Origin of the sequence: Streptomyces sp. NPDC057424 (assembly GCF_042803315.1) — a bacterium.
Classification (GTDB): Bacteria; Actinomycetota; Actinomycetes; order Streptomycetales; family Streptomycetaceae; genus Streptomyces.
Map to the genome: position 1 here is coordinate 202,221 of NZ_JBHVCP010000002.1, position 21,743 is coordinate 223,963.

Annotated in this window: 18 protein-coding genes and 1 riboswitch; of the genes, 7 read left to right on the plus strand and 11 right to left on the minus strand. The window is 72.8% G+C overall.

Annotation, left to right across the window (positions count from 1 at the left end):
- Nucleotides 1-343: 343 nt before the first annotated feature.
- Nucleotides 344-1,759 carry a tetratricopeptide repeat protein gene (locus tag ACFU3E_RS03115; protein ID WP_384151094.1) on the minus strand — a complete coding sequence of 472 codons (1,416 nt, stop codon included), beginning with the start codon at nt 1,757-1,759 and terminating at the stop codon, nt 344-346.
- 157 nt (nt 1,760-1,916) lie between these two features.
- Here ACFU3E_RS03115 and ACFU3E_RS03120 point away from each other — a divergent pair, with 157 nt between their 5' ends.
- The 3 genes from ACFU3E_RS03120 to ACFU3E_RS03130 all read left to right on the plus strand — a co-directional run bounded on the left by ACFU3E_RS03120 (nt 1,917) and on the right by ACFU3E_RS03130 (nt 4,250).
- On the plus strand, nt 1,917-2,420 hold the full coding sequence (locus tag ACFU3E_RS03120; protein ID WP_384151097.1) for a DUF6668 family protein: 504 nt from the start codon (nt 1,917-1,919) through the stop codon (nt 2,418-2,420).
- A gap of 83 nt (nt 2,421-2,503) precedes the next feature.
- On the plus strand, nt 2,504-3,580 hold the full coding sequence (locus ACFU3E_RS03125) for an amidase (protein ID WP_384151100.1): 1,077 nt from the start codon (nt 2,504-2,506) through the stop codon (nt 3,578-3,580).
- Nucleotides 3,581-3,665: 85 nt separating this feature from the next.
- Nucleotides 3,666-4,250 carry a flavodoxin family protein gene (locus ACFU3E_RS03130; protein WP_384151103.1) on the plus strand — a complete coding sequence of 195 codons (585 nt, stop codon included), beginning with the start codon at nt 3,666-3,668 and terminating at the stop codon, nt 4,248-4,250.
- Here the strand turns inward: ACFU3E_RS03130 and ACFU3E_RS03135 are convergent.
- From ACFU3E_RS03135 to ACFU3E_RS03150, 4 genes are all read right to left on the minus strand, one after another.
- On the minus strand, nt 4,247-5,122 hold the full coding sequence (locus tag ACFU3E_RS03135) for an ABC transporter permease (protein ID WP_384151106.1): 876 nt from the start codon (nt 5,120-5,122) through the stop codon (nt 4,247-4,249). The genes ACFU3E_RS03130 and ACFU3E_RS03135 overlap by 4 nt on opposite strands.
- Nucleotides 5,109-6,095, minus strand: coding sequence for an ATP-binding cassette domain-containing protein (locus ACFU3E_RS03140; protein ID WP_384151109.1), 987 nt, complete (start codon nt 6,093-6,095; stop codon nt 5,109-5,111). Before ACFU3E_RS03140 ends, ACFU3E_RS03135 begins: the two co-directional genes overlap by 14 nt.
- A gap of 41 nt (nt 6,096-6,136) precedes the next feature.
- Nucleotides 6,137-7,387: an outer membrane lipoprotein carrier protein LolA gene (locus tag ACFU3E_RS03145; protein ID WP_384151112.1), complete on the minus strand. Its 1,251-nt coding sequence runs from the start codon at nt 7,385-7,387 to the stop codon at nt 6,137-6,139.
- 230 nt (nt 7,388-7,617) lie between these two features.
- Complete coding sequence (locus ACFU3E_RS03150) at nt 7,618-8,628, minus strand: polyprenyl synthetase family protein (RefSeq protein WP_384151115.1); 1,011 nt, start codon at nt 8,626-8,628, stop codon at nt 7,618-7,620.
- Nucleotides 8,629-9,130: 502 nt separating this feature from the next.
- Nucleotides 9,131-9,304: riboswitch (cyclic di-AMP (ydaO/yuaA leader) on the plus strand.
- Between the two features lie 5 nt (nt 9,305-9,309).
- Between ACFU3E_RS03150 and ACFU3E_RS03155 the strand changes: the two genes are divergently transcribed.
- The gene (locus ACFU3E_RS03155; protein WP_384151118.1) at nt 9,310-10,089 is read left to right on the plus strand and encodes a transglycosylase SLT domain-containing protein; all 780 of its coding nucleotides are present in this window, start codon (nt 9,310-9,312) and stop codon (nt 10,087-10,089) included.
- On the opposite strand, the gene ACFU3E_RS03160 is transcribed toward ACFU3E_RS03155, so the two are convergent.
- A complete protein-coding gene (locus ACFU3E_RS03160) occupies nt 10,053-10,901 on the minus strand; it encodes an HAD family hydrolase (RefSeq protein WP_384151121.1) in 849 nt (282 codons plus the stop codon). The genes ACFU3E_RS03155 and ACFU3E_RS03160 overlap by 37 nt on opposite strands.
- 186 nt (nt 10,902-11,087) lie before the next feature.
- On the opposite strand from ACFU3E_RS03160, the gene ACFU3E_RS03165 reads away from it, so the two are divergent.
- The 3 genes from ACFU3E_RS03165 (at nt 11,088) to ACFU3E_RS03175 (ending at nt 14,325) form a co-directional block, all read left to right on the plus strand.
- Entirely contained in the window at nt 11,088-12,158 is a 1,071-nt protein-coding gene (locus ACFU3E_RS03165; protein ID WP_384151594.1) for a GNAT family N-acetyltransferase, read from the plus strand.
- A 20-nt stretch (nt 12,159-12,178) separates the two neighbouring features.
- Nucleotides 12,179-13,456 (plus strand): glycosyltransferase, encoded by a 1,278-nt coding sequence (locus ACFU3E_RS03170; protein ID WP_384151124.1) that lies wholly within the window; start codon nt 12,179-12,181, stop codon nt 13,454-13,456.
- A gap of 113 nt (nt 13,457-13,569) precedes the next feature.
- Nucleotides 13,570-14,325 carry a polysaccharide deacetylase family protein gene (locus tag ACFU3E_RS03175; RefSeq protein ID WP_384151127.1) on the plus strand — a complete coding sequence of 252 codons (756 nt, stop codon included), beginning with the start codon at nt 13,570-13,572 and terminating at the stop codon, nt 14,323-14,325.
- 12 nt (nt 14,326-14,337) lie between these two features.
- Here the strand turns inward: ACFU3E_RS03175 and ACFU3E_RS03180 are convergent, their stop codons facing one another.
- The 5 genes from ACFU3E_RS03180 to ACFU3E_RS03200 form a co-directional block, all read right to left on the minus strand.
- The gene (locus ACFU3E_RS03180) at nt 14,338-15,516 is read right to left on the minus strand and encodes a glycosyl hydrolase (RefSeq protein ID WP_384151130.1); all 1,179 of its coding nucleotides are present in this window, start codon (nt 15,514-15,516) and stop codon (nt 14,338-14,340) included.
- A complete protein-coding gene (locus ACFU3E_RS03185; RefSeq protein ID WP_384151133.1) occupies nt 15,513-15,953 on the minus strand; it encodes a hypothetical protein in 441 nt (146 codons plus the stop codon). The genes ACFU3E_RS03180 and ACFU3E_RS03185 overlap by 4 nt, the downstream gene beginning before the upstream one ends.
- Nucleotides 15,950-17,767, minus strand: a complete 1,818-nt coding sequence (locus ACFU3E_RS03190) for a glycosyltransferase (protein ID WP_384151135.1) — start codon at nt 17,765-17,767, stop codon at nt 15,950-15,952. Before ACFU3E_RS03190 ends, ACFU3E_RS03185 begins: the two co-directional genes overlap by 4 nt.
- Before the next feature lie 234 nt (nt 17,768-18,001).
- Nucleotides 18,002-20,269, minus strand: coding sequence for a lipopolysaccharide biosynthesis protein (locus tag ACFU3E_RS03195; RefSeq protein ID WP_384151138.1), 2,268 nt, complete (start codon nt 20,267-20,269; stop codon nt 18,002-18,004).
- Entirely contained in the window at nt 20,262-21,521 is a 1,260-nt protein-coding gene (locus ACFU3E_RS03200; protein WP_384151141.1) for a DegT/DnrJ/EryC1/StrS family aminotransferase, read from the minus strand. Before ACFU3E_RS03200 ends, ACFU3E_RS03195 begins: the two co-directional genes overlap by 8 nt.
- Between the last annotated feature and the right edge of the window lie 222 nt (nt 21,522-21,743).

Below are 21,743 nucleotides of genomic sequence, written 5' to 3' on the forward strand. Positions count from 1 at the left end.
AGCGGCGTCCGGTGCGTGCTCTCGGCGTGCCGGCCGGAAGTCCTCGTACCGGTTGTACCCGGGCTTTCGGCCGGTGCGGCGAGTGGGGGTCCCCCCTGCTCGAAGAGCTTGGGGGAGCGTGCCGGGCGTCGCGACGGGGCGAACGTTGCCTGTCGCGGCACTAGGCACGTCGAACCCACGTCCCCACCGGGAACGTGCGAACGATCCATCACCGTCACGAAGCAGGGTCCGACTCCGCCGGAACGACACCGCGACGCTCCGCGTCGCGGCCACACGATCCGCTTCATGTCCGGCCTGAAAGCCGGATCACTGCGAATGATGTCCGGTAGCCCCCGGGCAGCGCCTACCCCTTACGGGCGCGTTCGGCCAGGCGGCCCATGCGGGCGCGGGCCGACTCCAGTTGCTCGACCTCCTCGGCGGCCGGCCCGCCCTCGGCGGCGAGCTCCGTCCACAGGCCGATCAGGTCGCGCCCCAGCTCCAGTCCCAGCGCCGGGTCGCGCACCGCACGCCAGGCGGTGGCCGCGCTCTCCACGTTGCCGTACGCGGCCTCCGGGTCGCCGGTCCGGCGGCGGGCACCGGCCAGGTCGAGCGACAGCCGGCAGGCGCGGAGCGGGTCGCCTGCCAAGTAGGCGATGTACGCGATGAGTTCGCGCAGCCGAAGCACCTCGGGGTGCTCCGGCCCCAGCGTTCCCGACGCCTGGGTGACGGTCTGCTCCGCCAGCCCGGCCGCGGCCTCGATCCTGCCCTCCTTCACCGCCTCGTTGATCCGCGCGACCGGCTCCGCGAGGAGCGCGGGCGCGGCGGGATCGCCCGGGGCGGTGAGGGGTTCGTCCCCGAGCACGGCCTCCGCGACGGCGTCGAAGCCGCGGACGGGGGTGGGCTTGGGGTCGGGGTCGGCGGCGATCAGGGCATCTTCGGGGACCGGTGCGGGTCGCGGAACCGGGCGGGCCTCGGGGACGGGGAGCGGCCGCGCGTCCATGGGCGGGGGCGGGCCGAACTCGCCCGTGGGCGGTGCGACGGTGCCGGGCGGCCTCGCCGTACCCGGGGCCGGTGGCGCGTCTTCCGGCGCGGGCTCCGCCGACTCCGGTGCGGCACGCAGCCCGAACCTCGGTACGGGTTCATCGGCCGGCTGCGGTTCGGGCACGGCCCGCAGCGGGAACGTCGGGGCCGAGCCACGGCCGGCCTCACGCACGGGACGCAGCAGGTGCGTGGCGCTGTCGCTCCGCGGGTGCTGCGGCTCGGGTGCCGCCGTGGCGTCACTCCGGGTGGGCTGCGGCTGCGGCTGCGGCGGGGCCGACGCTCCGCCGCTCCGGGCGTGCTGCGGCTCTGGGGGCCTCATGGCGTCCGCACCTCGGGCCTGCGATGGCTCCGGGGGCGTCATGGCGTCCGCACCTCGGGCCTGCGATGGCTCCGGCGGGTTCGTGGCGACCGGCTCGGCCGTGAAGTGGCTGGAGCCGTCCGGGTCGACCCGGAGCGGGACGACGTAGCCGATACGCTCGTCGCGGATCGTGGCGAGGACGGGATGGCCGGTGGCGAGGGCGATGTGGTGGAGGCGGTTCAGGACGGCCCGCTGGATCTCCTCGCCGGGAGCCGCGAAGACAGGGACGCCACCGACGGAGGCGCCGTCGGACACCCCACCGGCTCCCCCTCCCACGTCCGTGCCGGCCACGGGGACATGGACGTCGATCGGCGCCGCCGGGGTCGCCGCGCGTGCGGCCTGATTCTGTTCCCGCTTCTTCTCGCGGCTGAGTCGCGACATCGTCCCCTCACTCGGCGTCGTACACCTACTGTCGAGTGTGTCCGCTCGCCCCCGTTTCTCACGTCACCACGGTGTCACAGGCTCGTCCCAAGGGCCGCCGGCCCGCATGGTCGTCCCGGAGTGCATGAACACCGGGCGTACGAGGGAGGAGAGGGGCATGCACACAGGCATGCGTCAGGGACCGGAGATCTGGCTGCGCGGCCCGGTGACCACCCCGGAGCCGGGGCCGCCGGAGCCCGCGCACGCCCATGCCGCGGCACGGCGTTTCTCCTGGGTCGGCACGCACGGCGGCGCGGGCGTCTCCACGCTCGCCGCGGTCTACGGCGGCCATGACAGCGGCCGGTCCTGGCCCGGCCCCGGCGATCCCCCGTCGGTGTTGCTGGTCGCGCGGACGCACGCGGCCGGGCTGGACACGGTCGCCGGGGCGGTGGAGATCTTCCGGCGCGGCCAGGCTCCGCCGGGGCTCGACCTGGACGCGATCGTCCTGGTGGCGGACGCCCCGGGCCGGCTGCCGCGTCCGCTCGCCCAGCGGGTCAGGTCGCTGGAGGCGGTCATCGACGTGTACCGCGTGCCGTGGGTGCCGTCCTGGCGGCTCGGCGAACCGGGCCGTCCGCCGCGCGAGACGGAGGCCCTGGCCCGGCTGACGGGAGCGGCACGCTGACGGCCCCTCCCCTGTCGCCCGCGCCCCTGACGGCCGGGGAGATCGCGGCGGGTGTACGGACCCGGGAGCTGCGCGCGACGGACGTGGTCGCGGCGGCCCTGGCCCGGATCGAGCGGGCCGATCCGCAGCTGTGCGCGTTCGTCGAGGTGTGGGGCGAGGAGGCGTTGCGGCGGGCCGGTGAGCTGGACACACGACTCGACCGGCGGGGCGCGGATCGGTCCCTGCCGCTGGCCGGCGTACCGGTCGCCGTGAAGGGGCGGCGCGGGCTGCACGCGGTGGGGCCGCTGCTCGCGGCCGGTGGCGTGGCCGTGGGAGCGACGTCCGTGCCCGGGCCGGGAACGCCCTGGCAGACGTGGGGGCTCGGGGCCCGGGGCCGGACCGTCAACCCGTGGCGGGCCGACCGCACGCCGGGCGGCTCGTCGGCCGGGGCCGCGGCGGCCGTCGCGGCCGGGCTGGTGCCGCTGGCGACGGGCGGCGACGGGGCCGGGTCGGTCCGGATCCCGGCGGCCTGGTGCGGGGTGGCCGGCCTGAAGACGACGCGCGGACGGCTGCCGTCGGGCGACCGTACGGGTCTTGCCGTTCCGGGGGTGCTCGCCCGCTCGGCGGCGGACGCCGGGCTGTGGTGGCGCGTGGTGTCCGAGGAGCCGGTGCCCGCCGAAGCGGCCCTCCCCGTCACCGCCGTCTGGTCCCCCGACCTCGGTTTCGCCGGGCCCGACCCGGAGCCCGTCGCACTGGCCCGGGCGGCCGTGGAGCGGCTCGTGGCGGCGGGGGTCGTACGGCTCGTACGGCCCCGGACACCGTTGCGGCTGACGGACCCCGGGCCGGCCTGGCTCGCCCTGCGCACTCCCGGCGTGGACCCGGCCGGGGCGAAGCGCGTCCGGGCGGAGAACGACCGGCGGCTCGCCGTGCTGTTCGCCGATGCCGAGCTGCTGCTGACCCCGACGGCACCCACCGCCCCGCACGGCCACGAGGGACCCGGGAACCGCTACTCCACCTCTCTCACCTGGGCGTTCAACCTCAGCGGACACCCTGCGCTGAGCCTGCCCGCGGGGTTCGGCGGCGACGGCTGCCCGGCCGGGCTCCAGCTGGTGGCGCCGCACGGGCGGGAGTCGCTGCTGCTGGCCGTGGCAGGCGAGGCGGAGGCGCGCATCGGGAACTGACGGACGGCCCTGGCGGATTTACTTGCGTACGCATATGATGCACACGCGTGTAATTGACGTACGCCGAGCTTCTGGAGGGGCACCCATGACCCGTCGATTCCTTTTCGTCCTGGGCAGCGCTCGCGCCGAGGGCAACTCCGAGCTGCTGGCCCGCCGGGCCGCCGAGCAACTGCCCCCGGACGTCGAGCAGGAGTGGATCGACCTCACCGGGCTTCCGGTGCCGGACTTCGAGGACCTGCGGCACGACAGCGACCATGTCCGCCCGACCGAGGGCAACGTGGCCCGGCTGCTCGACGCCACGCTCGCGGCGACGGACATCGTGATCGTCTCGCCCCTGTACTGGTACTCGGTCTCCGCGCAGACCAAGCGCTACCTGGACTACTGGTCGGGCTGGCTGCGCACGCCCGGCCTCGACTTCAAGGCGGCCCTGGCCGGCCGCACCCTGTGGGGCGTCACCGCCCTCGCGCACCCGCAGGAGGTGGTCGCCGACCCGCTCGTCGGAACGCTCCACAACTCCGCCGCGTACATGGGGATGCGCTTCGGCGGGGTGCTGCTCGGCAACGGCAGCAAGCCCGGTGACGTGCTGACCGACGACGCGGCACTGACCCGCGCCAAGACCTTCTTCGAGCAGGAGGCACCGCCCGCCCGGTTCCTGTACGAGCGTGGCTAGGAGGTGATGTCCTTCGCCGTGAAGCGCGCCCACGCCGCCGACCCGAACACCACCGCGTACAGGGCCTGGAGCCCGAGGTTCCTGGCCAGCTCGTCCCAGTAGACCGGCTCGCGCATGAGGTCGGCGAAGGACAGCCAGTAGTGGGAGAAGAGGTACGGCTGGAGGGCGTGCAGTTGCGGGATCTGGTCGAGGATCTGGACCGTGATCAGCAGGCCGACCGTCGTCGCCATCGCCGCGATGCCGCTGGCCGTCAGGGTGGACACGAACAGGCCGAGCGCGGCGACGCCGATCAGTGACGCGGCGACGGCCAGGGCGATCAGCAGGGCTCTGCCCAGGCCCTCGGCGAAGCCGATCCGCGTACCGGAGATGGTGGTCAGGTCCCCGAGCGGGAAGAGCAGCGCGCCGACCGTCAGCGCCGAGACGGCGACCACGAGCGTGGCGGCCAGGCAGAAGATCACGACCGTCGCGTACTTGGTGAGCAGCAGACGGCTGCGGCCGGCCGGGGCGACCAGGAGATAGCGCAGCGTGCCGGAGCCTGCCTCGCCGGCGATCGCGTCGCCCGCGACGACCCCGACCGCCATGGGCAGGAAGAACGGGAGCGTGGCGGCCAGGGCGGTGAAGACCAGGAACAGGCCGTTGTTGGTGATCTGCGAGATGAAGGCCGGCCCGCCGCCCCCGCCGCCGGGCGACGCACCGTCACCCGTCTCGATCCTGACGGCGATGCCGACGAGGACGGGCACGGCCGCCAGCACGGCCAGCAGCGCGAGCGTGCGCCAGCGCCGGAAGGTGGTGACGAGCTCGTTGCGCAGCAGCCCGAAGGTCCACAGCGGGCTCGCCGGCCGTACGGATTCCGCGACTTCAGCCCGCGACATCGAAGCCCTCCCCGGTCAGCGCCACGAACGCGTCCTCCAGCGAGGCCCGTTCGACCGTGAAGCCGCGGACCCGGACCCCGGCCGTCACCAGCGCGGCGTTCACCTCCGCGAGGTCGCACTCCGGTGGTTCGCCGGTCACGTGGCCTTCGGTGACGACCACGTCGGCGACGCCCTGCGCCTTCAGCACCCGGGCCGCCTCCGCCGGGTCCGGCGTGGTCACCACCAGCCGGCCGCGCACACCGGCGGACAGCTCGGCGACCGGGCCCTGCGTGATCAGCCGGCCCTGCGCCATCACGGCCGCGTGCGTGCAGACCTGCTCGATCTCGTCGAGGAGGTGGGAGGAGAGGAAGACGGTCGTGCCGTCCGAGGCCAGCTCCCTCACCAGGGTGCGGATCTCGCGCATGCCCTGCGGGTCCAGGCCGTTGGTCGGCTCGTCGAGCACGAGCAGCCGGCGCGGCTGGAGCAGCGCGGCCGCGAGAGCCAGGCGCTGCTTCATGCCCAGCGAGTACGCCTTGGCCTTCTTGCCCGCGGCGGCCGTCAGGCCCACCCGATCCAGGGCCGAGGCGACCCGGGCCCGCCGGGTGCGCGGGTCGGCGGCCGGGTCGGCGCTGTCGTAGCGGATCAGATTGTCGCGGCCGGAGAGGAAGCCGTAAAGGGCCGGGCCCTCGATGAGGGCGCCGACGTGCGGCAGCACGGCTCGGGCGGCCCGGGGCATGGGCTGCCCCAGGACCCGGGCCGTGCCGGAGGTGGGCTCGATGAGGCCCATCAGCATGCGGATGGTGGTGGTCTTGCCGGATCCGTTGGGGCCGAGGAAGCCGAAGACGCTGCCCGCCGGAACGGTCAGGTCGAGGCCGTCGACGGCGAGCTGCCCGCCGCGGTAGCGCTTGGTGAGCGCGCGGGTGGCGATGACCGGTTCCCCGGCTTCGGCCCGCGCGTCCCGCTGCTCCGGTCTGGTGGCGGACGGCTCGCCCATCGGCTTCCTCGTTCTCTCGACGCCCCGTACGCCTGCCGGACTCACTTCCCGGCGTCGGCCGCCTTCACGAGCGCGTCCTTGGTGACCAGACCCGCGTATACCTTGCCGTCGTCGGTGATGAGGGCGTTGACCAGGCGGGTCGAGAAGACCGTGCCCGAGCCGAACTTTCCGTGGACCTTGTCGCCGAGCGAGTCCATGAAGCCGCCGAGGTCGCCGCCGGCCCCGCCGGAGGGCACGCCCTCGCCGCCGGTGTCGAAGGTGGCGATGGCGTTCCAGCCCTCGCCGATGGTCTTCATGCCGTCGGGGCCGCCGAGTCCCTTGCCGAAGTGGCCCCCTGCCTTCGGGGCGTGGCCTGGTGCCTCACCCTTGCCGGAGTCCTTGCCGGGCGCCGTGCCGAAGTCCGTGCCGGAATCCTTCTCCTCGGTGACCTTCGCGCCCTTGGGCGGGGTGAAGTCGAAGGTGGAGGCGGCCGGTTTGGCGAAGCTCACCTTCGTGAAGCCCGCGTCGACGACGGCCGTGCCGCCGCTCGCCGGGGTCAGCGTGAACTTCAGCGGCATGCCGGTCCTCGCGTCCACGGCCACGGTGATCGCGCCGACCGTCGAGCCGGACTGCTTCGGCTTGATGAGCAGCTTGTAGGCGTCCCGGCCGGCGACCTGGGCGGTGCCGTCGACGGTCACGGAGGTCGTGTCGTCGACCGCCTTCAGGGCCTCCTCGGCGAAGTCCTTCGGCGTGGCGGGCGGCTGCTGGTCCTTGCCGCGCTCCGGGCTCTCGGAGGAGGTGCCGTGGTAGACCTCGTTGGACTTGCTGTCGTAGCCCCAGACGTCCTTGCCGTTGTGGATGAGGCTGTACTCGGCGGCGTTCTCCAGCAGCGACAGCTTCTGCCGGTCGGGGCCGTCGGCGGCGACGCGCAGGGTGTGGGTGCCGGAGGCCAGTTCGGTGAGCTTGGCCGTCGGTTCGGCGGAGGAGCCGCCCTCGCCCCGGCTCGCGGCGCCGGACAGCAGGCCGGACTCCAGGCCGCCGAGGTTCGGCAGGCCGAGGTCCGTGCTGATCTTCACCGTGCCGGACAGCTGCTGGACGTCCGACTCGGCGATCTTCTCGATGAGCTGCTGGGCGGTGATCTCCGGGAGGTCGGGGTCGCCGGAGTCGGCGAGTGCGGGGACCAGCCCGATCGTCGCGGCCGCCACCCCCACCACCGTGACCGGGACGAGGTACCGCGCGGCTGTGCGCCGCCCGGAGCGCTGCTCGTCGGCTTCCCCGGCGGTCGTGCTGTCGTCGGATGCGTACGGTGCCATGTGTGCCCTACCTCCGTGGTCGGCGGCGGCCGTCCTTGTCGTCCACGCACTCGTCCCTGAGCCGCCATTCTCACCCGAACAGGTGAGGAGTGGTGTTTCCGTGGTGTCCATCTGACCAAATCGGCCAGGGAGATACGTCAGACCCCGGACTCAACTCCGTGTACTGCTGGGGTATGACACGGGAGGTCGGCTTCTCCCCCGACCCGTAGGGGTCGTACGGGAAGAGCGTGCTAGCCGGCCCGGTGCACCACCGCGTCGCACAGCTCCAGGAGAGCCGTCTTCGCGGTGCACTCCGGCAGGGGTGCCAGCGCCGAGCGGGCGTCCTGGGCGTAGCGGACGGTGTCCCGCCGGGCCTGTTCCAGGGCCGGGTGGGCCCTCAGCAGACGGAGGGCCTCGGCGTGCCGGGCGTCGTCGGTGAGGTCGGAGTCGAGCAGCGCGCACAGCGCGACGTCCTCGGCGAGCCCGAGCCGGGCCGCCCGCTCGCGCAGCCGCAGCACGGGCAGGGTGGGGATGCCCTCGCGCAGGTCGGTGCCGGGCGTCTTGCCGGACTCGTGGGAGTCGGAGGCGATGTCCAGGACGTCGTCCGCGAGCTGGAAGGCGACGCCGAGCCGCTCGCCGTACTGGGTCAGGACGTCCACGGTCGTCTCGTCGGCGCCGGACATCATCGCGCCGAACCGGCACGACACGGCGACCAGCGAGCCGGTCTTGCCGCCCAGCACGTCCAGGTAGTGCTCGACGGGGTCCCGGCCGTCCTGTGGTCCGGCCGTCTCCAGGATCTGGCCGGTCACCAGGCGTTCGAACGCCTCGGCCTGCACCCGCACGGCCTCCGGGCCGAGGTCGGCCAGGATGTGCGAGGCGCGGGCGAAGAGGAAGTCTCCGGTGAGGACCGCGACGGAGTTGCCCCAGCGGGTGTTCGCGCTCGCGACGCCGCGGCGCACGGCGGCCTCGTCCATGACGTCGTCGTGGTACAGCGTGGCGAGGTGCGTCAGCTCCACGACGACGGCCGACGGGACGATCCCGGGCGCGTACCGGTCACCGAACTGGGCGGAGAGCATCACGAGCAGCGGGCGGAACCGCTTGCCGCCGGCCCGCACCAGGTGCTGGGCGGCCTCCGTGATGAAGGGCACCTCGCTCTTGGTGGCCTCGAGCAAGCCTTCTTCGACAGCCGCCAGTCCGGCCTGGACATCGGCTTCCAGAGCCTGGTCCCGCACGCTCAGCCCGAACGGCCCGACGTCGGTCACGAGGGGTCTCCTGTCTGCTGTGTCTGCCGGTGATTACGCGGATTGTCGATAGGTCGCTGCCCTCACTCGAGTCAGCGTATCCGGTCACGTTTCGATCACCGCCAGCACCCGTGGTTACAGGCCGGGTGGTATCCGATCACGACCGTTATGTTTTCGATCAACCTATAAGAACAGATATTTATCGACTTACCCATAGGTGGCGAACTATGCACGATTTGCCGTGATGGGTAAGTCAATTCCATTTGGCCGAAATTGCCCCACGGGCTCGTGATCAGTGAGTTGAATCACTTGCTCCCCTTTTCCGCCGCACCTCGGCCCCGGCCCGTACCGCCTTCCCCCGAACGCCAGTTGAGCCTTGGCTCCGGCAAAGGATCAAGCGGTTCAAACACTCCCGACCAAGGTCAACCGCGCGATATGTGACTGAGGTGCTTGTTCCCGACATGTGCTCTCGCATACGTTCCCGGCCTGTCCGGCGGACGCCTAATCCTGCCGCCGCCCGGACTCCCCACAGGAACCGACTCACTCACGCAGGGCAGGAGCGGGGGACCCAGGTAAGTCGCCGGTCCGCACAGCGGCACGGCTCGGGGTGAAGCCGCGCACGGCACAGCGCCGTACGCGGCCGGGCACCTCCCGGCCCGAACCCGACAGCTCACCTCGCAGGCGCCGGAGAGGAACATCGCCATGGCCGCACGAGGCAAGCACCGCCGCCCCCGGACCAACCCGCTGACCCGAGGCTTCATCGCCGCCGGCACCGGCGGAGCCGCACTCACCCTTCCGCTCCTCGGCGCCACCCACGCGAGCGCCGCCGAGCCCCAGAGCGCACCCGCCGCCGCACAGTCCGTGCCGCAGGCGGCCCAGCCCGCCACGTCCCGTACGCACACCGTGGCCAAGGGCGACTCGCTCTACCGCATCGCGGACAAGTACGACGTCCAGGGCGGCTGGAAGCAGCTCTACAAGGACAACCGCGCCGCCGTCGGCGACGACCCGAAGCTGATCCACCCGGGTCTGAAGCTGACCGTGAAGACCACCAAGACGGACGCCGCGAAGAAGACGGCGACCAAGTCGTCCGCCCCCGCCAAGCCGGCCGCGAAGCCCGCCGGCGGCGTCGCCAAGGCCACCCAGGCCTCCGCGAAGACCTACACGAACAACCTGGACGGCTGGATCCGCGAGGCGCTGGACATCATGGCGCAGAAGGGGATCCCGGGCTCCTACGACGGCATCCACCGCAACATCATGCGCGAGTCGTCCGGCAACCCCCAGGCGATCAACAACTGGGACTCCAACGCCGCCAAGGGCACCCCGTCGAAGGGCCTGCTCCAGACCATCGACCCGACCTTCCAGGCCTACCACGTGGACGGCACGTCGTGGGACCCGTACGACCCGGTCGCCAACATCACCGCGGCCTGCAACTACGCGGCCGACCGCTACGGCTCGATCGACAACGTCAACGGCCCGTACTGAGCCCTCCCGCCCAGCAGTCGCTCGAGGACGACGGCGATGCCGTCGTCCTCGTTCGACAGGGTGACCTCGTCGGCCACGGCCTTGAGTTCGGGATGGGCGTTGGCCATCGCGACGCCGTGGCCGGCCCAGTCGAACATCGGGATGTCGTTGGGCATGTCGCCGAAGGCGATGGTGTCCGCCGGCCACAAACCCAGATGCTCGGCGGCCAGCGCCAGGCCCGTCGCCTTGGTGATCCCGCACGGCTGGAGCTCGACCGTGCCGGGCCCCGACATCGTCACCGTCGCCAGCGAGCCGACCACCGAGCGCGCCGTCGCCGCCAACTCGTCGTCCGACAGGTGAGGATGGCGCAGCAGCACCTTGCTGATGGGTTCGCCCCACAGCTCGTCACGCCGGTCGACCCGTACGGCGGGCAGGGTCGGGTGCGGCATCAGATAGCCCGGCTCGATCAGCGTGAGCCCGTCGACCCCGTCCTGGTCGACCGCCGCGTACACCTGCCCCACCTCGGCCTCGATCTTGCCGAGCGCGGTCTCGGCCAGTTCCCGGTCCAGCGTGATGGACCACAGCAACCGGTCCGCGCCGGCGTCGTACACCTGCGCGCCCTGCCCGCACACCGCGAGCCCCGTGGCGCCGAGGTCGTCCAGGAGCGGCCGCACTCTCGGCGCCGGCCGGCCCGTCACCACGAGATGCTGGGCGCCGGCGTCCGCCACCCGCGCGAGCACGGCGAGAGACCGGTCGGACAGGGTGTCGTCGCCGCGCAGCAGCGTCCCGTCCAGATCGGTGGCGATGAGTGAATATGCGATGGGTGCGGCCATGATCAGAGAATACGGACAGCGCGGCCCTTCGTTTCATCGCACGACGGACACCGATTGCCCGGTTGAAGGCCTCTGCACCAGTTGGCAACAACATGCTCCGCTACCTACCCGTGAGGCCGCATCGAGCGGTACCTTCCAAGTGTCCAGGGGGGACTTGATCGGGGGGTCAGGTTGAGCAGTGGGCGCATTCGCGTGGCGGGGCCCGGGGAGCTCGGCGAAGGGGAGAGGGAGCGCTGGCGTGCCCTGCGCGCGGCCTCCGCGACACCGCGCAACCCCTTCATGGAGCCGGAGTTCACCGAAGCCGTCGGCCGGGTCAGGCCGGGAGCCCGGGTCGCGGTGGTGTACGAGGGGCCGGAGCCGGCCGGCTTCCTGCCCTATGAGCGGGGCCGGTTGGGGCAGGGCCGGGCGATCGGGCTCGGCGTCTCGGACGCACAGGGCGCGATCCTGCGGCCGGGCCTGGACCTTCGGACGGGCGAACTGCTCAAGGCCTGCTCGGTGTCGAGCTTCGTCTTCGACAACCTGGAGGCCGGGCAGCGGCTGTTCGTCCGGTACGCGGCCGAGGAGCACGCCACCTACGTCATCGACGTGGAGAAGGGCTACGAGACGTACGAGTCGGTGCTGCGTGCGCAGTCACCGAAGTTCCTGAGGACCACCCTGGCCAAGGAGCGCAGGCTGGGCCGGCAGGCCGGGGAACTGCGGTTCGTGTTCGACGAACGCGACCCGGGCGCGCTGCGCACGCTCATGGAGTGGAAGTCCGCGCAGTACCGCAGGACCGGCCGCCGGGACCGGTTCGCACAGGAGTGGATCACGCGGCTCGTCGGGCAGCTGGCCCGGACCCGGGCGTCGGAGTGCAGCGGCACGCTGTCCGTGCTGTACGCCGGTGAGCGGCCCGTCGCCGCGCACTTCGGGTTGCGTTCTGCCTCGGTGCTGGCCTGCTGGTTCCCGGCCTACGACCCGGAGTTCGCGAAGTTCTCACCGGGTCTGGTGCTGCACCTGCGCATGGCCGAGGCGGCGGCCGCCGACGGCATCGGCATGCTCGACCTGGGGCGCGGCGCGGCCGAGTACAAGGACGCGCTGAAGACGGGCGAACTGCCCGTGTACGAGGGTGCGGTGACCCGGCCGGGGGCGGGCGCGGCACTGCACTGGCTGAGCCGCGAACCGGCCCGCCGCGCGCACAGTTTCGTCCGCAGCAGGCCGCGGCTCGCGTCGCTGGCCGCGCGGACGCTGAAGAGCGCGGCGCGGCTGCGCCGTGCCTGACACACAAGGGGGGTGGGCGCATGGCCCGTTCGGCGCGTGCGCGGGAGGAGATACGGCGGTTCCTGGACATCGGGGCGGTGCAGGTCGCCGAGCTGGACCTCGACGGTGACGAGGCGGTGCTCAGACCCGGCCCGGGGAGTCCGCCCGTGACGCACGGAGAGGTGTTCGTACTGGTCAGGAGCGGCGGTCGGCCCGTGGGCACGCTGCTCGGTCGGGTGCCGGAGGGTGCGGATCCCAGGGCCGTGCTGGCGGAGCGTGCCCGGGCGGAGTGCGGGCCGGCGGTCTTCGGCGAACCCGGGACGCCGCCGTACGCGAGTGTCGTCGTCGCGACCCGGGAGCGGGCCGGGCAGCTGGCCCGGGCACTGGACTCGCTGCTGGCGCAGGACCATCCGCGGTTCGAGATCGTCGTCGTCGACAACGCGCCCGTCACGGACGAGACGCGGGAGCTGATCGAACGGAAGTACGCCGAGCGCGTGCGGTACGTCTGTGAGCCTGTTCCGGGGCTCGCAGCCGCGCACAACGCCGGTCTGGACGCCGTGCGCGGCGAGGTGGTCGCCTTCACCGACGACGACGTGGTCGCCGATCCGCGCTGGCTGACCGAGCTGACCGCGCCCTTCGCCGCCGACTCCGGGCTCGGGTGCAGCACCGGGCTGATCCTGCCGGCGCGGCTGACCACCCCGGCCCAGGTGCTGCTGGAGAGCCACGGCGGCTTCGCGAAGGGCTTCACTCCAAGGACGTACGACCCTGCGCGTCCGCCGGGCGACGAGCCGCTGTTCCCGTTCACGGCCGGGCGGTTCGGCTCCGGCGCGAACATGGCGTTCCGGACGGCGGTGCTGCGTTCCGTCGGCGGTTTCGACCCGGCCACCGGCGCCGGTACGGCCGCCCGGGGTGGTGACGACCTCTACGGCTTCGTGCGCGTCCTGGCCCAGGGCCACCGGCTGCGCTACACGCCGTACGCCCTGGTGTGGCACCACCACCGGGAGACCTGGCGGGACCTGGAGACCCAGGCGTACGGCTACGGCGCCGGGCTCACCGCCTATCTCACCGCGGTGCTCGTGAACCGGCCCGCGCTGCTGCCGGCGTTCCTCGCCCGGCTGCCGCGGGGTTTGGCCCACGCCCGCACGCTGACCGCCGTTCGCGAGACGGAGAGCGGGGGGACGCCGGGGGATCACGACGTGCGGACGCATCCCTGGCCGCGGCGACTGTCCCGGTTGCAGCGCAGGGGGATGCTGTACGGGCCGGTCGGCTATGTGAAGGCGCGGCGGGCGCGGCGCGCGACTGCTCGGGGGGCGGGATGAAGACGGACGGCAGAGGCGGCGCGGAACGCGGTGCACAGGACGGTGAAGGGCCGATATCCCCTGCGGGTGCTGTCGGCTCCCCCGCGATCCCGGTCTTCCTGTACCACTCCGTGATGGACGATCCTCCGGACTGGATCGCCGAGTTCACGGTGACGCCGAAGCAGTTCGCCGCGCATCTCGATGCCGTGGTCCGCAGCGGGCGTACGCCCGTCACGATCAGCGCGATCGCCGATCATCTGGCCGGGCGGGCGCCGCTGCCGCCCCGGCCCGTACTGCTCACCTTCGACGACGGGTTCGCCGATCTGCCCGGCCCCACCGCCGAGGCCCTGGCCGAACGCGCGCTGCCCGCCACCGCCTACCTCACCACCGGCGCCCTCGCCCCGGGCGGCCGCAGTCTGCTGCCGCCCGCCCCGATGATGCCCCTGGCCCGGGCGGCGGGGCTGGAACGTTCCGGCATGGAGATCGGCAGCCACACCGTCACGCACGCCCAGCTCGACACCCTGTCCGCCAAGGCCCTGGCCTACGAACTACGCACCTCCAAGGCCGTGCTGGAGGACACCCTCGGGCACGAGATCCGGCACCTCGCCTACCCGCACGGCTACAACAGCCCCCGGGTACGGGCCATGTCGGCCCGGGCCGGGTACGAGACGGCGACCGCCGTGCGGCACGCGCTCAGCTCCGACCGCGACGAGCGGTACCGCATCGCCCGGCTCATCGTCCGGCGCACCCACACCGTCGCCGATGTCGAGAGGTGGCTGGCGGGGACGGGCGCACGGGTCGCGCCGTACCGCGACGGGCCGAAGACGATCGCGTGGCGGTGGTACCGGCGGGCCCGTGCGGTGGTGCACGGGCCCGAGTTCGCGGGCTGATCCCGGCGGGGGCTACTTCAACGGCTGGTTGAGGTACGGGTCGGCGACCGCCTTGCGCAGGCTGTCCCAGGCCGCGTCGTTGGCCAGCGCCAGGTTGCAGTGCGGTCCGGGGTCGCGGTAGTTCCACTGGAGGGCTGCCTTGACGCCCTCCAGGCCCTTCAGCACCCCGGGCACCTGCGCGTACCACTCGGCCTGCCGCTGCGGGCGGGCCGAGTCCGCGGCGGTGCCGAACTCGGAGAGCATCAGCGGCTTGTCGTCGGAGATGTTCGCGCGGATCCAGTCGTGCGTGGCGTGCTGGGTCTGCGCGAAGGTCAGCCAGTCCGCGTCGTGGCAGCGGTAGTAGTTGTACTGGTTGTAGCCGACCCAGTCGACGTAGTCGTCGCCCGGGTACATCTTCTTGATCTCCTCGGCGTGGTCGAGGTACCCGGTGGTGATCCACGTCCACACCACGTTGTCGACGCCCAGGTCGCGGAACCGGTCGTGGATGTGCCGGTATGCCTTCACGTAGTCGGCCGGGGTGCCGTTGTCCGGGGTGCGGGTGTCCATCTCCAGGTCGAAGGAGAGGAACACCTTCTTGCCGTAGTCCTTGATGCGCCGGGCCTGGACGTCGATGACCTTGTCGTCCAGCTCGCCCGCCGCGATCTGCTTCCAGGTCGGCTGCTGCTGCTTCGTGCCGCCCCACCACTTGCTCTCCCAGGAGAGCAGCAGCAGGTGATCCTCGCCCACGCGCTGCTCCTCCGGGGTGAGCAGCCGGCCCTCGCGCCGGGTGCCCGAGGCCAGGGACATGTCGTGGTACGTGTACACGATGTCGAGCTTGCGGCCCACGCGCTTCTCGTAGGCGCGCACCTTCTCCGGCAGGTCGTCGCGCTCGTGCGGCACGAACGCCCCGAACCATGCGCCGCAGGGCGGTTCCAGGAGGGCCGTGGGACGGCAGTCCTCCCTGGAGCCCGCTGCTCCCTGCTCCTGCGGTCCGGAGGCCTCCCGCAGGGCGAGTACGGCGACCAGGACCGCGCTGACGACCGTGGCGGACGTGATCAGCAGACGGCGCCGGCTCGATGCCAGCGGGCCGGCGGCCTGCTGCTCCTGCGGGTCGGCCTCGTGCGGGTCGGCCGCGTGCGGTTTCCTGCGGTGCTGGCCTCCGGTCGTGTCCGGCGTGCGGCGAAAGGGACGGTGGGGACGGTTGAACCTCACGGAGCGGAACCCTTCGGTGTCCTCGGCGTCGTCCTGGGCGGCGGGGAGGCGCGCAGCGGCGGACAGAACGCGGTGAGTGTGGTCAGCAGCGTCAGAGTCAGCAGCATCCGCTGCGCGCTGAAGGCGTGCGTGGCGATCAGCACGGTCGCGACGAGCATCACGGCACCGATGCTCAGGAACAGCGTCAGCATCAGCCGCTCCAGCAGGTCGGAGTGGCGGGCGAAGTCCGGGTCCCGGCACTCCACGGGCCCTTCGGCGGGGCGCGCCCCCAGGGCGGGGGCGCAGACTCTGACCACGGCCGCGCCCGGGCCCGCCGCCAGGAAGAGCACGACCGCGGCGCCCCGCAGCGGCGACCCGCCGGGCAGGGCGAGCGCGGCCAGCGCCAGCCAGCCGCCGAACGGGGGCAGCATCCGGACCACGAGTTCCTGCGGTGTCATCGCTCCGCTCCCCCTGACTGCCTCAGTACGTAGAGCCATCCGGCGCTGTTCTCCGCCACCAGCCGGAACCGTGGCGAGGCCGCGACGGACTTCCGGACGCGGTCCAGCTGCGCCTTGTCGAGCTGTCCGTTCATCTCGGAGTTGGCCAGCTGCCCCTGGGTGAGCAGGAAGTAGGCCCGGGCCGGCCGCTCCACCCCGGCCATGTCGTCGGCGAGGGTGGCGGCCGGGTTCCGGACGATCCGGTCGACGTGGCTGCGGGCGTCGTCGAGGAACCAGTAGTGGTCGACGCTCCAGTAGGAGGCGTACGCGTCCGGGTAGTTGCGGTTGGCGGCCACGACCAGCGAGCCTTCGGGCGCCTGGTCGAAGAGCTGCCGTACGAGGGCCACTTCCTGCGGCGGGAAGTAGTTGATCCGGTCCTTGCCCGAGTAGGCGGGGACGAACGCCAGGGTTCCGCCGAGCAGCGCGGCCAGCGGCACCCAGGTGCCGGTGCCCCACCGGCGGGCCCTGGCGGGGCCGGTGGCCTGCCGGTTGCCGGCCTCCTGCGCGGCGGCGCCGGCGGCCGGGGTGCGGACCTTGGGCAGCAGCGCCGCCGCGGCGAAGAACGCGGCGCCGGGCAGCATGAACAGCAGCACCCGGAAGATCATCTCGCTGCCGTAACTGCTCGCCGCGAACATCGGCAGCGGGGCCGCCCCGACCAGCAGCAGAGGCCAGGCGCGGTGGCGCAGCACCCGCTGGCGCAGCACCCCGACGGCCGCGAGCAGCAGGACGGAGCCGGACAGCAGCCGGGCCGCCCAGGAGGTCGCGATCGCCCCGGCGCCTGTCGGTGTGGCGCCGTAGCCCGTCTCGACGTTGGCGCCGACGTCGCCGATGGAGCGGATCATCTCGGGCATCGCCGCGGACAGGAAGGGCAGCGCGGCCGTGAGGCACCAGGCGAGGAAGATCACGACGGTCGTGACCACCGGGACCCAGTCGCGGTAACGGCGGCTCAGACACAAGGCGAGCAGGCAGACGGCCAGCATGCCCGGGGTGAGCTGGTGGGAGATGACGATCGCCACGATCATGGCGGTGATCACCACCGTCCACACGGCCTGCCGTGGCTGCCCGCGCCGCTCGGCGGACCGGCCGAAGCGGCGCAGAACGACGGCGAGGACACCGACGTGCAGCGCGTACGCCACGGACTGGGGTGAGAAGTAGTCCTGCCCGACCCAGTTGGCGACGTAGAAGAGCCAGACCGCGGTCCAGATCAGCCGTCGGTCCTCGGTGAAGGTGCGGTAGATCAGCAGCAGTGGGAGCAGCAGCATCAGGCTGGAGGCCAGGGGCCACCAGGCCATGAACATCGCCGCCGAGTCCACGCCCAGCAGCCGCTGCAGGGCGGCCTGGGCGGCGAAGAAGCCCGGCCACTGGTCGTACACCGCCATGTCGCCGACCTGGTCGGCCGTCTGCAGACCGCCGGCCGTCAGCAGATGGTCGATGACCGCCTCGTGCTTCCACCCCCAGGCGTACAGCGGCGTCGGGTAGAGCACGGCCTGCGTGGCCCGCTCCATCACCAGCAGGCCGAGCACGTAGGACGCCGGCCAGGCTCCCGGCCGGCGCGCGTCGCGGACCGTGAAGCAGAAGCCGGTGGTGAGCACCGCGAGCCCGGCCCAGAAGGCCGGGTGCAGCGCGGTGACCAGACCGTAGTCGTCGAGCCGCGAGACGTCGGTGTGCCGCATGGCGTACGCCCAGAGCGCGAGCGCGACCAGCAGCGCGGCGCCGGACCAGGCGAGCGCGCGGCGCCCGGACCGGGCGGGGGGCAGGTCGGACAGATCCGTCACGGGCTCATGGGCGGGGCTCGACGATTCCGAGGAGGGGCTGGAGGACTGGCCGGCCGTCTCGGGGCCGTTGCCGGGGGTGCTCGCGCCGTCCCGTGCGGGTGTGGGTTCCGGCGTGGATCTCTCCCTCGGTGTGACTGGCGGACGCACGGTGGTTCCCCCCTGGCGGTTGCTCTCTGCGGCTCTGTTCGGCTCTGTTCGGCCCGGAGTCCGGATCCATCTCGGCTTCGGGTGTGATCAGTCGCGGGGCCGGACGCCCGGTGCTTCACCGGCCGTTCGGTTGGCTATGGGACCTGTCGGGGCGGTGGTGCGCGAGCGCGCCCACGCCGACGCGGCGCGGTGGAGCACCAGGAACAGCGTGAGGGCGACGAGCAGGGGCGGCGCGACCGGCGCGAGCGCATCGCGCCACACCCAGCCGCCGACCGCGACGAGATACAGAACCCCCCAGCGCCCCGGCCACGACAGCCGGCCGCCCGCGCTCGCGAGCAGCAGGCCCAGCGGTACGAGACACAGCAGCTGACAGACCGGCGGCGCCCAGCGCAGCAGCGGCTCGGGCCCGTCGAGCCCCACCACGTCCGCCAGGAAGCCGGCCGTCCTCTCGTACAACGCCCCGTCCACCGGCTGCGGTTCCCGCCCGAGGGCGACCGGTGCGGCGTACAGGGTGAGCAGGGCGGCGCCCAGCGCCGTGCCGGGCAGCCACGGGTCGCGCCGGGTGCTCAGCGTGACGGCGGCGACGAACACCACGAGCAGCAGGCCGCCCGCCGTGAGCGACGGCAGGGGCAGGCCCTCCAGCAGCCGGCGTCCGGTCAGAGCAGCTCGGGAGGCGCCGTCGAGCCACGGCAGGTCCCGCAGCGGAGCGAAGAAGAACACCGTGGCCACCGCGAGCAGGCTCCACAGGGCGCCTCTCAGCCGCCGCTCCTGCGGTTCCCGGTCCGGTTCCCCCGGGCTGTGGGGAAGTGGTTCTCCGGTCGGCCCCTCCTGCCGCACGATCAGCGCCAGCGTGTCCGCCTGCAGCGCCTCGCGCTCGTATCCGGGGCGCCCTATGAACAGCGTGACCGTGTCCTGGTCGCCGTCCTTGGGCTGGTAGGCGGCCCGGCGGGCCCAGGTCGTGCCGTACCCGGCGGTGGCGTTGAGTTTCGCCCAGCGAGTGCCGTAGGAGGGGTCGGCGGGCGCACGGACGGCGGGCGCGCTGTCGTCGTGGCGCAGGGCCGCGCGCAGCCCGGCCACGGAGACGACGGCGATCAGCGTCATGCTCAGCAGCACCGCCCAGCCGGCGCCCGCGATCCCGGACGGGGTGAACAGCACGGCCGCGCTGCCCAGCACCAGGACGCACATGGTCCCTTGGAGCGCTGCCAGCACACCGGTGCGCCCCTGCACGCGCAGCACGCCGATGTAGAGCTCCACCACCACCCGCGGCAGGGCACCGAGGGCGAGCAGCCGCAGCACGGTCGAGCCGTGCTCGGCGTAGTCCGGGCTGAAGGGCGTGAGGATGTAGGGGGCGAAGAGGACCAGGACCAGCACGACCGGGACCAGCAGCAGCGTCATGCGCCGCAGGGCGCCCCGGACGCCGTCGGCGAGCTGGCGGGGGTCGTGCGAGGCGTGCGCGGTGAGGGACGAGGCCATGTTGATGGCCATGAACTCCATCGTGCCGCCGACGGTGTAGGCCACGTAGAAGTAGCCGTTCTCGGCGGCGCTGAAGCGGACCGCGACCATCACCGGCAGCAGGTTGATCATCGCCAGGCTGAACAGGGCCCCCAGCGAGTCCCCGGCCAGGAAGCGGCCCATGTCCTTGATTCTCGGGGTGTCTTTGTCGCGGTCGGCCTCCGCCTGGCGCGGGATGAGCCGGCGGAAGATCAGCCAGCCCAGCGGCAGGGTGGAGAAGGCGATCGCCACCGCCCAGGAGACGAAGATGCCGAGGACGGGCAGCGTGCCGGCGAAAACGGCCAGGAGGACCAGCTTCCCGACCGAGAACACCGCGTTCCCGGCGGGGACCCATTCCGCCTTGCGCAGTCCGGTGAGCACCCCGTCCTGCAGCGTGAGCAGCGCCCAGGCCACGCAGGCCGCGACGAACACCGCTCCCGTCAGGGGCGTGCCAAGGGGCGCGTAGGACGCTCCCCACGCGTCGAGCGTGAGCAGGAAGACGGCGGCGGCGAGCGCCACGACCAGCGAACTGGCCACGTACGTGCCCCACACCAGGCGCCCGGTCTCCCGCCCCGCCCTGGGGACGAAGCGGACGACGGCGCCGATCATCGTCGTCGCCGTGATGCTGGCGAGCAGCCGCATCGCGGCGATCGCGGCCGAGCCCTGGCCGACGGCCTCCTCGGTGTAGTAGCGGGCGGCCACCAGCCAGAATCCGAGGCCCAGTACGGCGGAGACGCCGGTGCTGAGCATGAGGAAGTAGGCGTTCTTGAACAGCGAGTCGTGGGTGTGGCCGCTGCCGGCAGGTTCCGGTCCGCCGCCGCCGGTGCGCGCGGCGGCGGGCTCGTGCACCTGGATCTCAGTCACGGGGCTGTCCCAGCCCTCCCGGTGTCGGCGTGCTCCCGGGCAGCTCACCCGGCGCCCGGACCGCTCGCGCCCCGGACCGCTCCAGCACCTCGACGACCGTCCGCGCCCGCAGCGGGTCCACGGGCAGCGCGTGCCGCGCGAACCAGCGGGCCGCCTCGGGGGCGGGTGAGAGGTCGGTGAACTCCGCACCCGCGTAGTCGTCCAGGGGCGGATCGTAGAGGTAACCGACGACGACGCCCTGGCGCGCCAGCGCCGCGATCGCCGCGTCCCGGTCGGCCACGAACAGCGGGACACGGAACAGCGGCTGTGTCCCGTGGCCGTCGCGCGGCTTGGCCCAGGGCGAGGACAGCAGCAGCTCCGTGCCGGCCCGGCAGGCCTCCAGCACGTCGTCCAGCCCGCCGAGTCTGTGCCCGATGCGCCGAAGCCGCAGCGGGCCGGGCTCCAGGCGGTAGTCGTGCATGTCGACGCGCACCCACGGGTGGTGGGCGTCGAGCCCTGGCGTCTCGCGGGCGGCGAGGGCGAGTTCGTCCGGGCGCAGCGGCATCCTGATCTCCTCGCGGTCCGCCAGCCCCAGCAGCCGGATCGCGGCCCAGGCGGCACGCCGCAGCCGCAGCCCGCGCACCGCCGCCTCCGCGTACGGCCGCACCAGGTAGGCGAGTTCGGCGCTCGCCCGGCGCGGCGCGAGCAGCCCCGCGCAGGTCTTCTCCACCGCCTCCCGTAACCCCGGGTCGGCGAGCGAGAGCATGCCTCCGGCCTTGGCCCCGACGTGCTTGGACAGGCTGAACACGGAGGCCTCGCCCCACGCCCCGACCGGCCGGCCCCCGGCCCGACTGCCGATCGCGTGCGCCGCGTCCTCGAACAGCGGGATCCCCAGTGCGTCGCACTTCCGTCTCAGGCGCGGTGCCGGGTCCGGGTTCCCGTACAGGTTCGTCGTGAGCACGGCCGACACCGAGCCCCACACCTCGTCCGGCACGGCATCGATGTCGATGGACGCGTCGAGCGGGTTCAACGGCGCCTGCACCGGGCGCAGTCCGGCCGCGAGCACGACGAAGAAGATCACGTCGTCGTTGACCGGCGACATCAATACCCGTCCGCCGGGCGGGCACCAGTGGCGCAGCGCCACGTACAGCCCGAAGCGGCACGACGGTACGTACACACATTCCCGGCCGAGCCGGTCGCGCATGGTCTCTTCCAGCCACTTCGGCTGTGCACCACGCCGCACCGAACCCGGACCGGCCTCCCCTATGGCCATCCGCCCCCCAGATGTGCCGTGGGAAAGCCCCCTCCCCGAGGCCTTCCGGCACCCGCCCAGAGTCGCCCCGTTCGCACCGCTCCGTCAAGATTGCGTCGCGTCCTGTGGATAACTTCCGGCACGTACGAATGTGGCGTCCCGTCCGGCGCGCCGGAGTCGCCCCGTCCGGTCCCACCTGGGCCCACCTGCCCCGTTCGCCCCTCTGCGCCTCCTCGGACCCTG

Coding starts and splice junctions, on each gene's coding strand:
- ACFU3E_RS03135 (WP_384151106.1), bottom strand. CDS start 5,122: ATGTCGCGGGCTGAAGTCGCGGAATCCGTACGGCCGGCGAGCCCGCTG.
- ACFU3E_RS03185 (WP_384151133.1), bottom strand. CDS start 15,953: ATGACACCGCAGGAACTCGTGGTCCGGATGCTGCCCCCGTTCGGCGGC.
- ACFU3E_RS03120 (WP_384151097.1), top strand. CDS start 1,917: ATGCACACAGGCATGCGTCAGGGACCGGAGATCTGGCTGCGCGGCCCG.
- ACFU3E_RS03115 (WP_384151094.1), bottom strand. CDS start 1,759: ATGTCGCGACTCAGCCGCGAGAAGAAGCGGGAACAGAATCAGGCCGCA.
- ACFU3E_RS03175 (WP_384151127.1), top strand. CDS start 13,570: ATGGACGATCCTCCGGACTGGATCGCCGAGTTCACGGTGACGCCGAAG.
- ACFU3E_RS03160 (WP_384151121.1), bottom strand. CDS start 10,901: ATGGCCGCACCCATCGCATATTCACTCATCGCCACCGATCTGGACGGG.
- ACFU3E_RS03140 (WP_384151109.1), bottom strand. CDS start 6,095: ATGGGCGAGCCGTCCGCCACCAGACCGGAGCAGCGGGACGCGCGGGCC.
- ACFU3E_RS03130 (WP_384151103.1), top strand. CDS start 3,666: ATGACCCGTCGATTCCTTTTCGTCCTGGGCAGCGCTCGCGCCGAGGGC.
- ACFU3E_RS03145 (WP_384151112.1), bottom strand. CDS start 7,387: ATGGCACCGTACGCATCCGACGACAGCACGACCGCCGGGGAAGCCGAC.
- ACFU3E_RS03155 (WP_384151118.1), top strand. CDS start 9,310: ATGGCCGCACGAGGCAAGCACCGCCGCCCCCGGACCAACCCGCTGACC.
- ACFU3E_RS03200 (WP_384151141.1), bottom strand. CDS start 21,521: ATGGCCATAGGGGAGGCCGGTCCGGGTTCGGTGCGGCGTGGTGCACAG.
- ACFU3E_RS03170 (WP_384151124.1), top strand. CDS start 12,179: ATGGCCCGTTCGGCGCGTGCGCGGGAGGAGATACGGCGGTTCCTGGAC.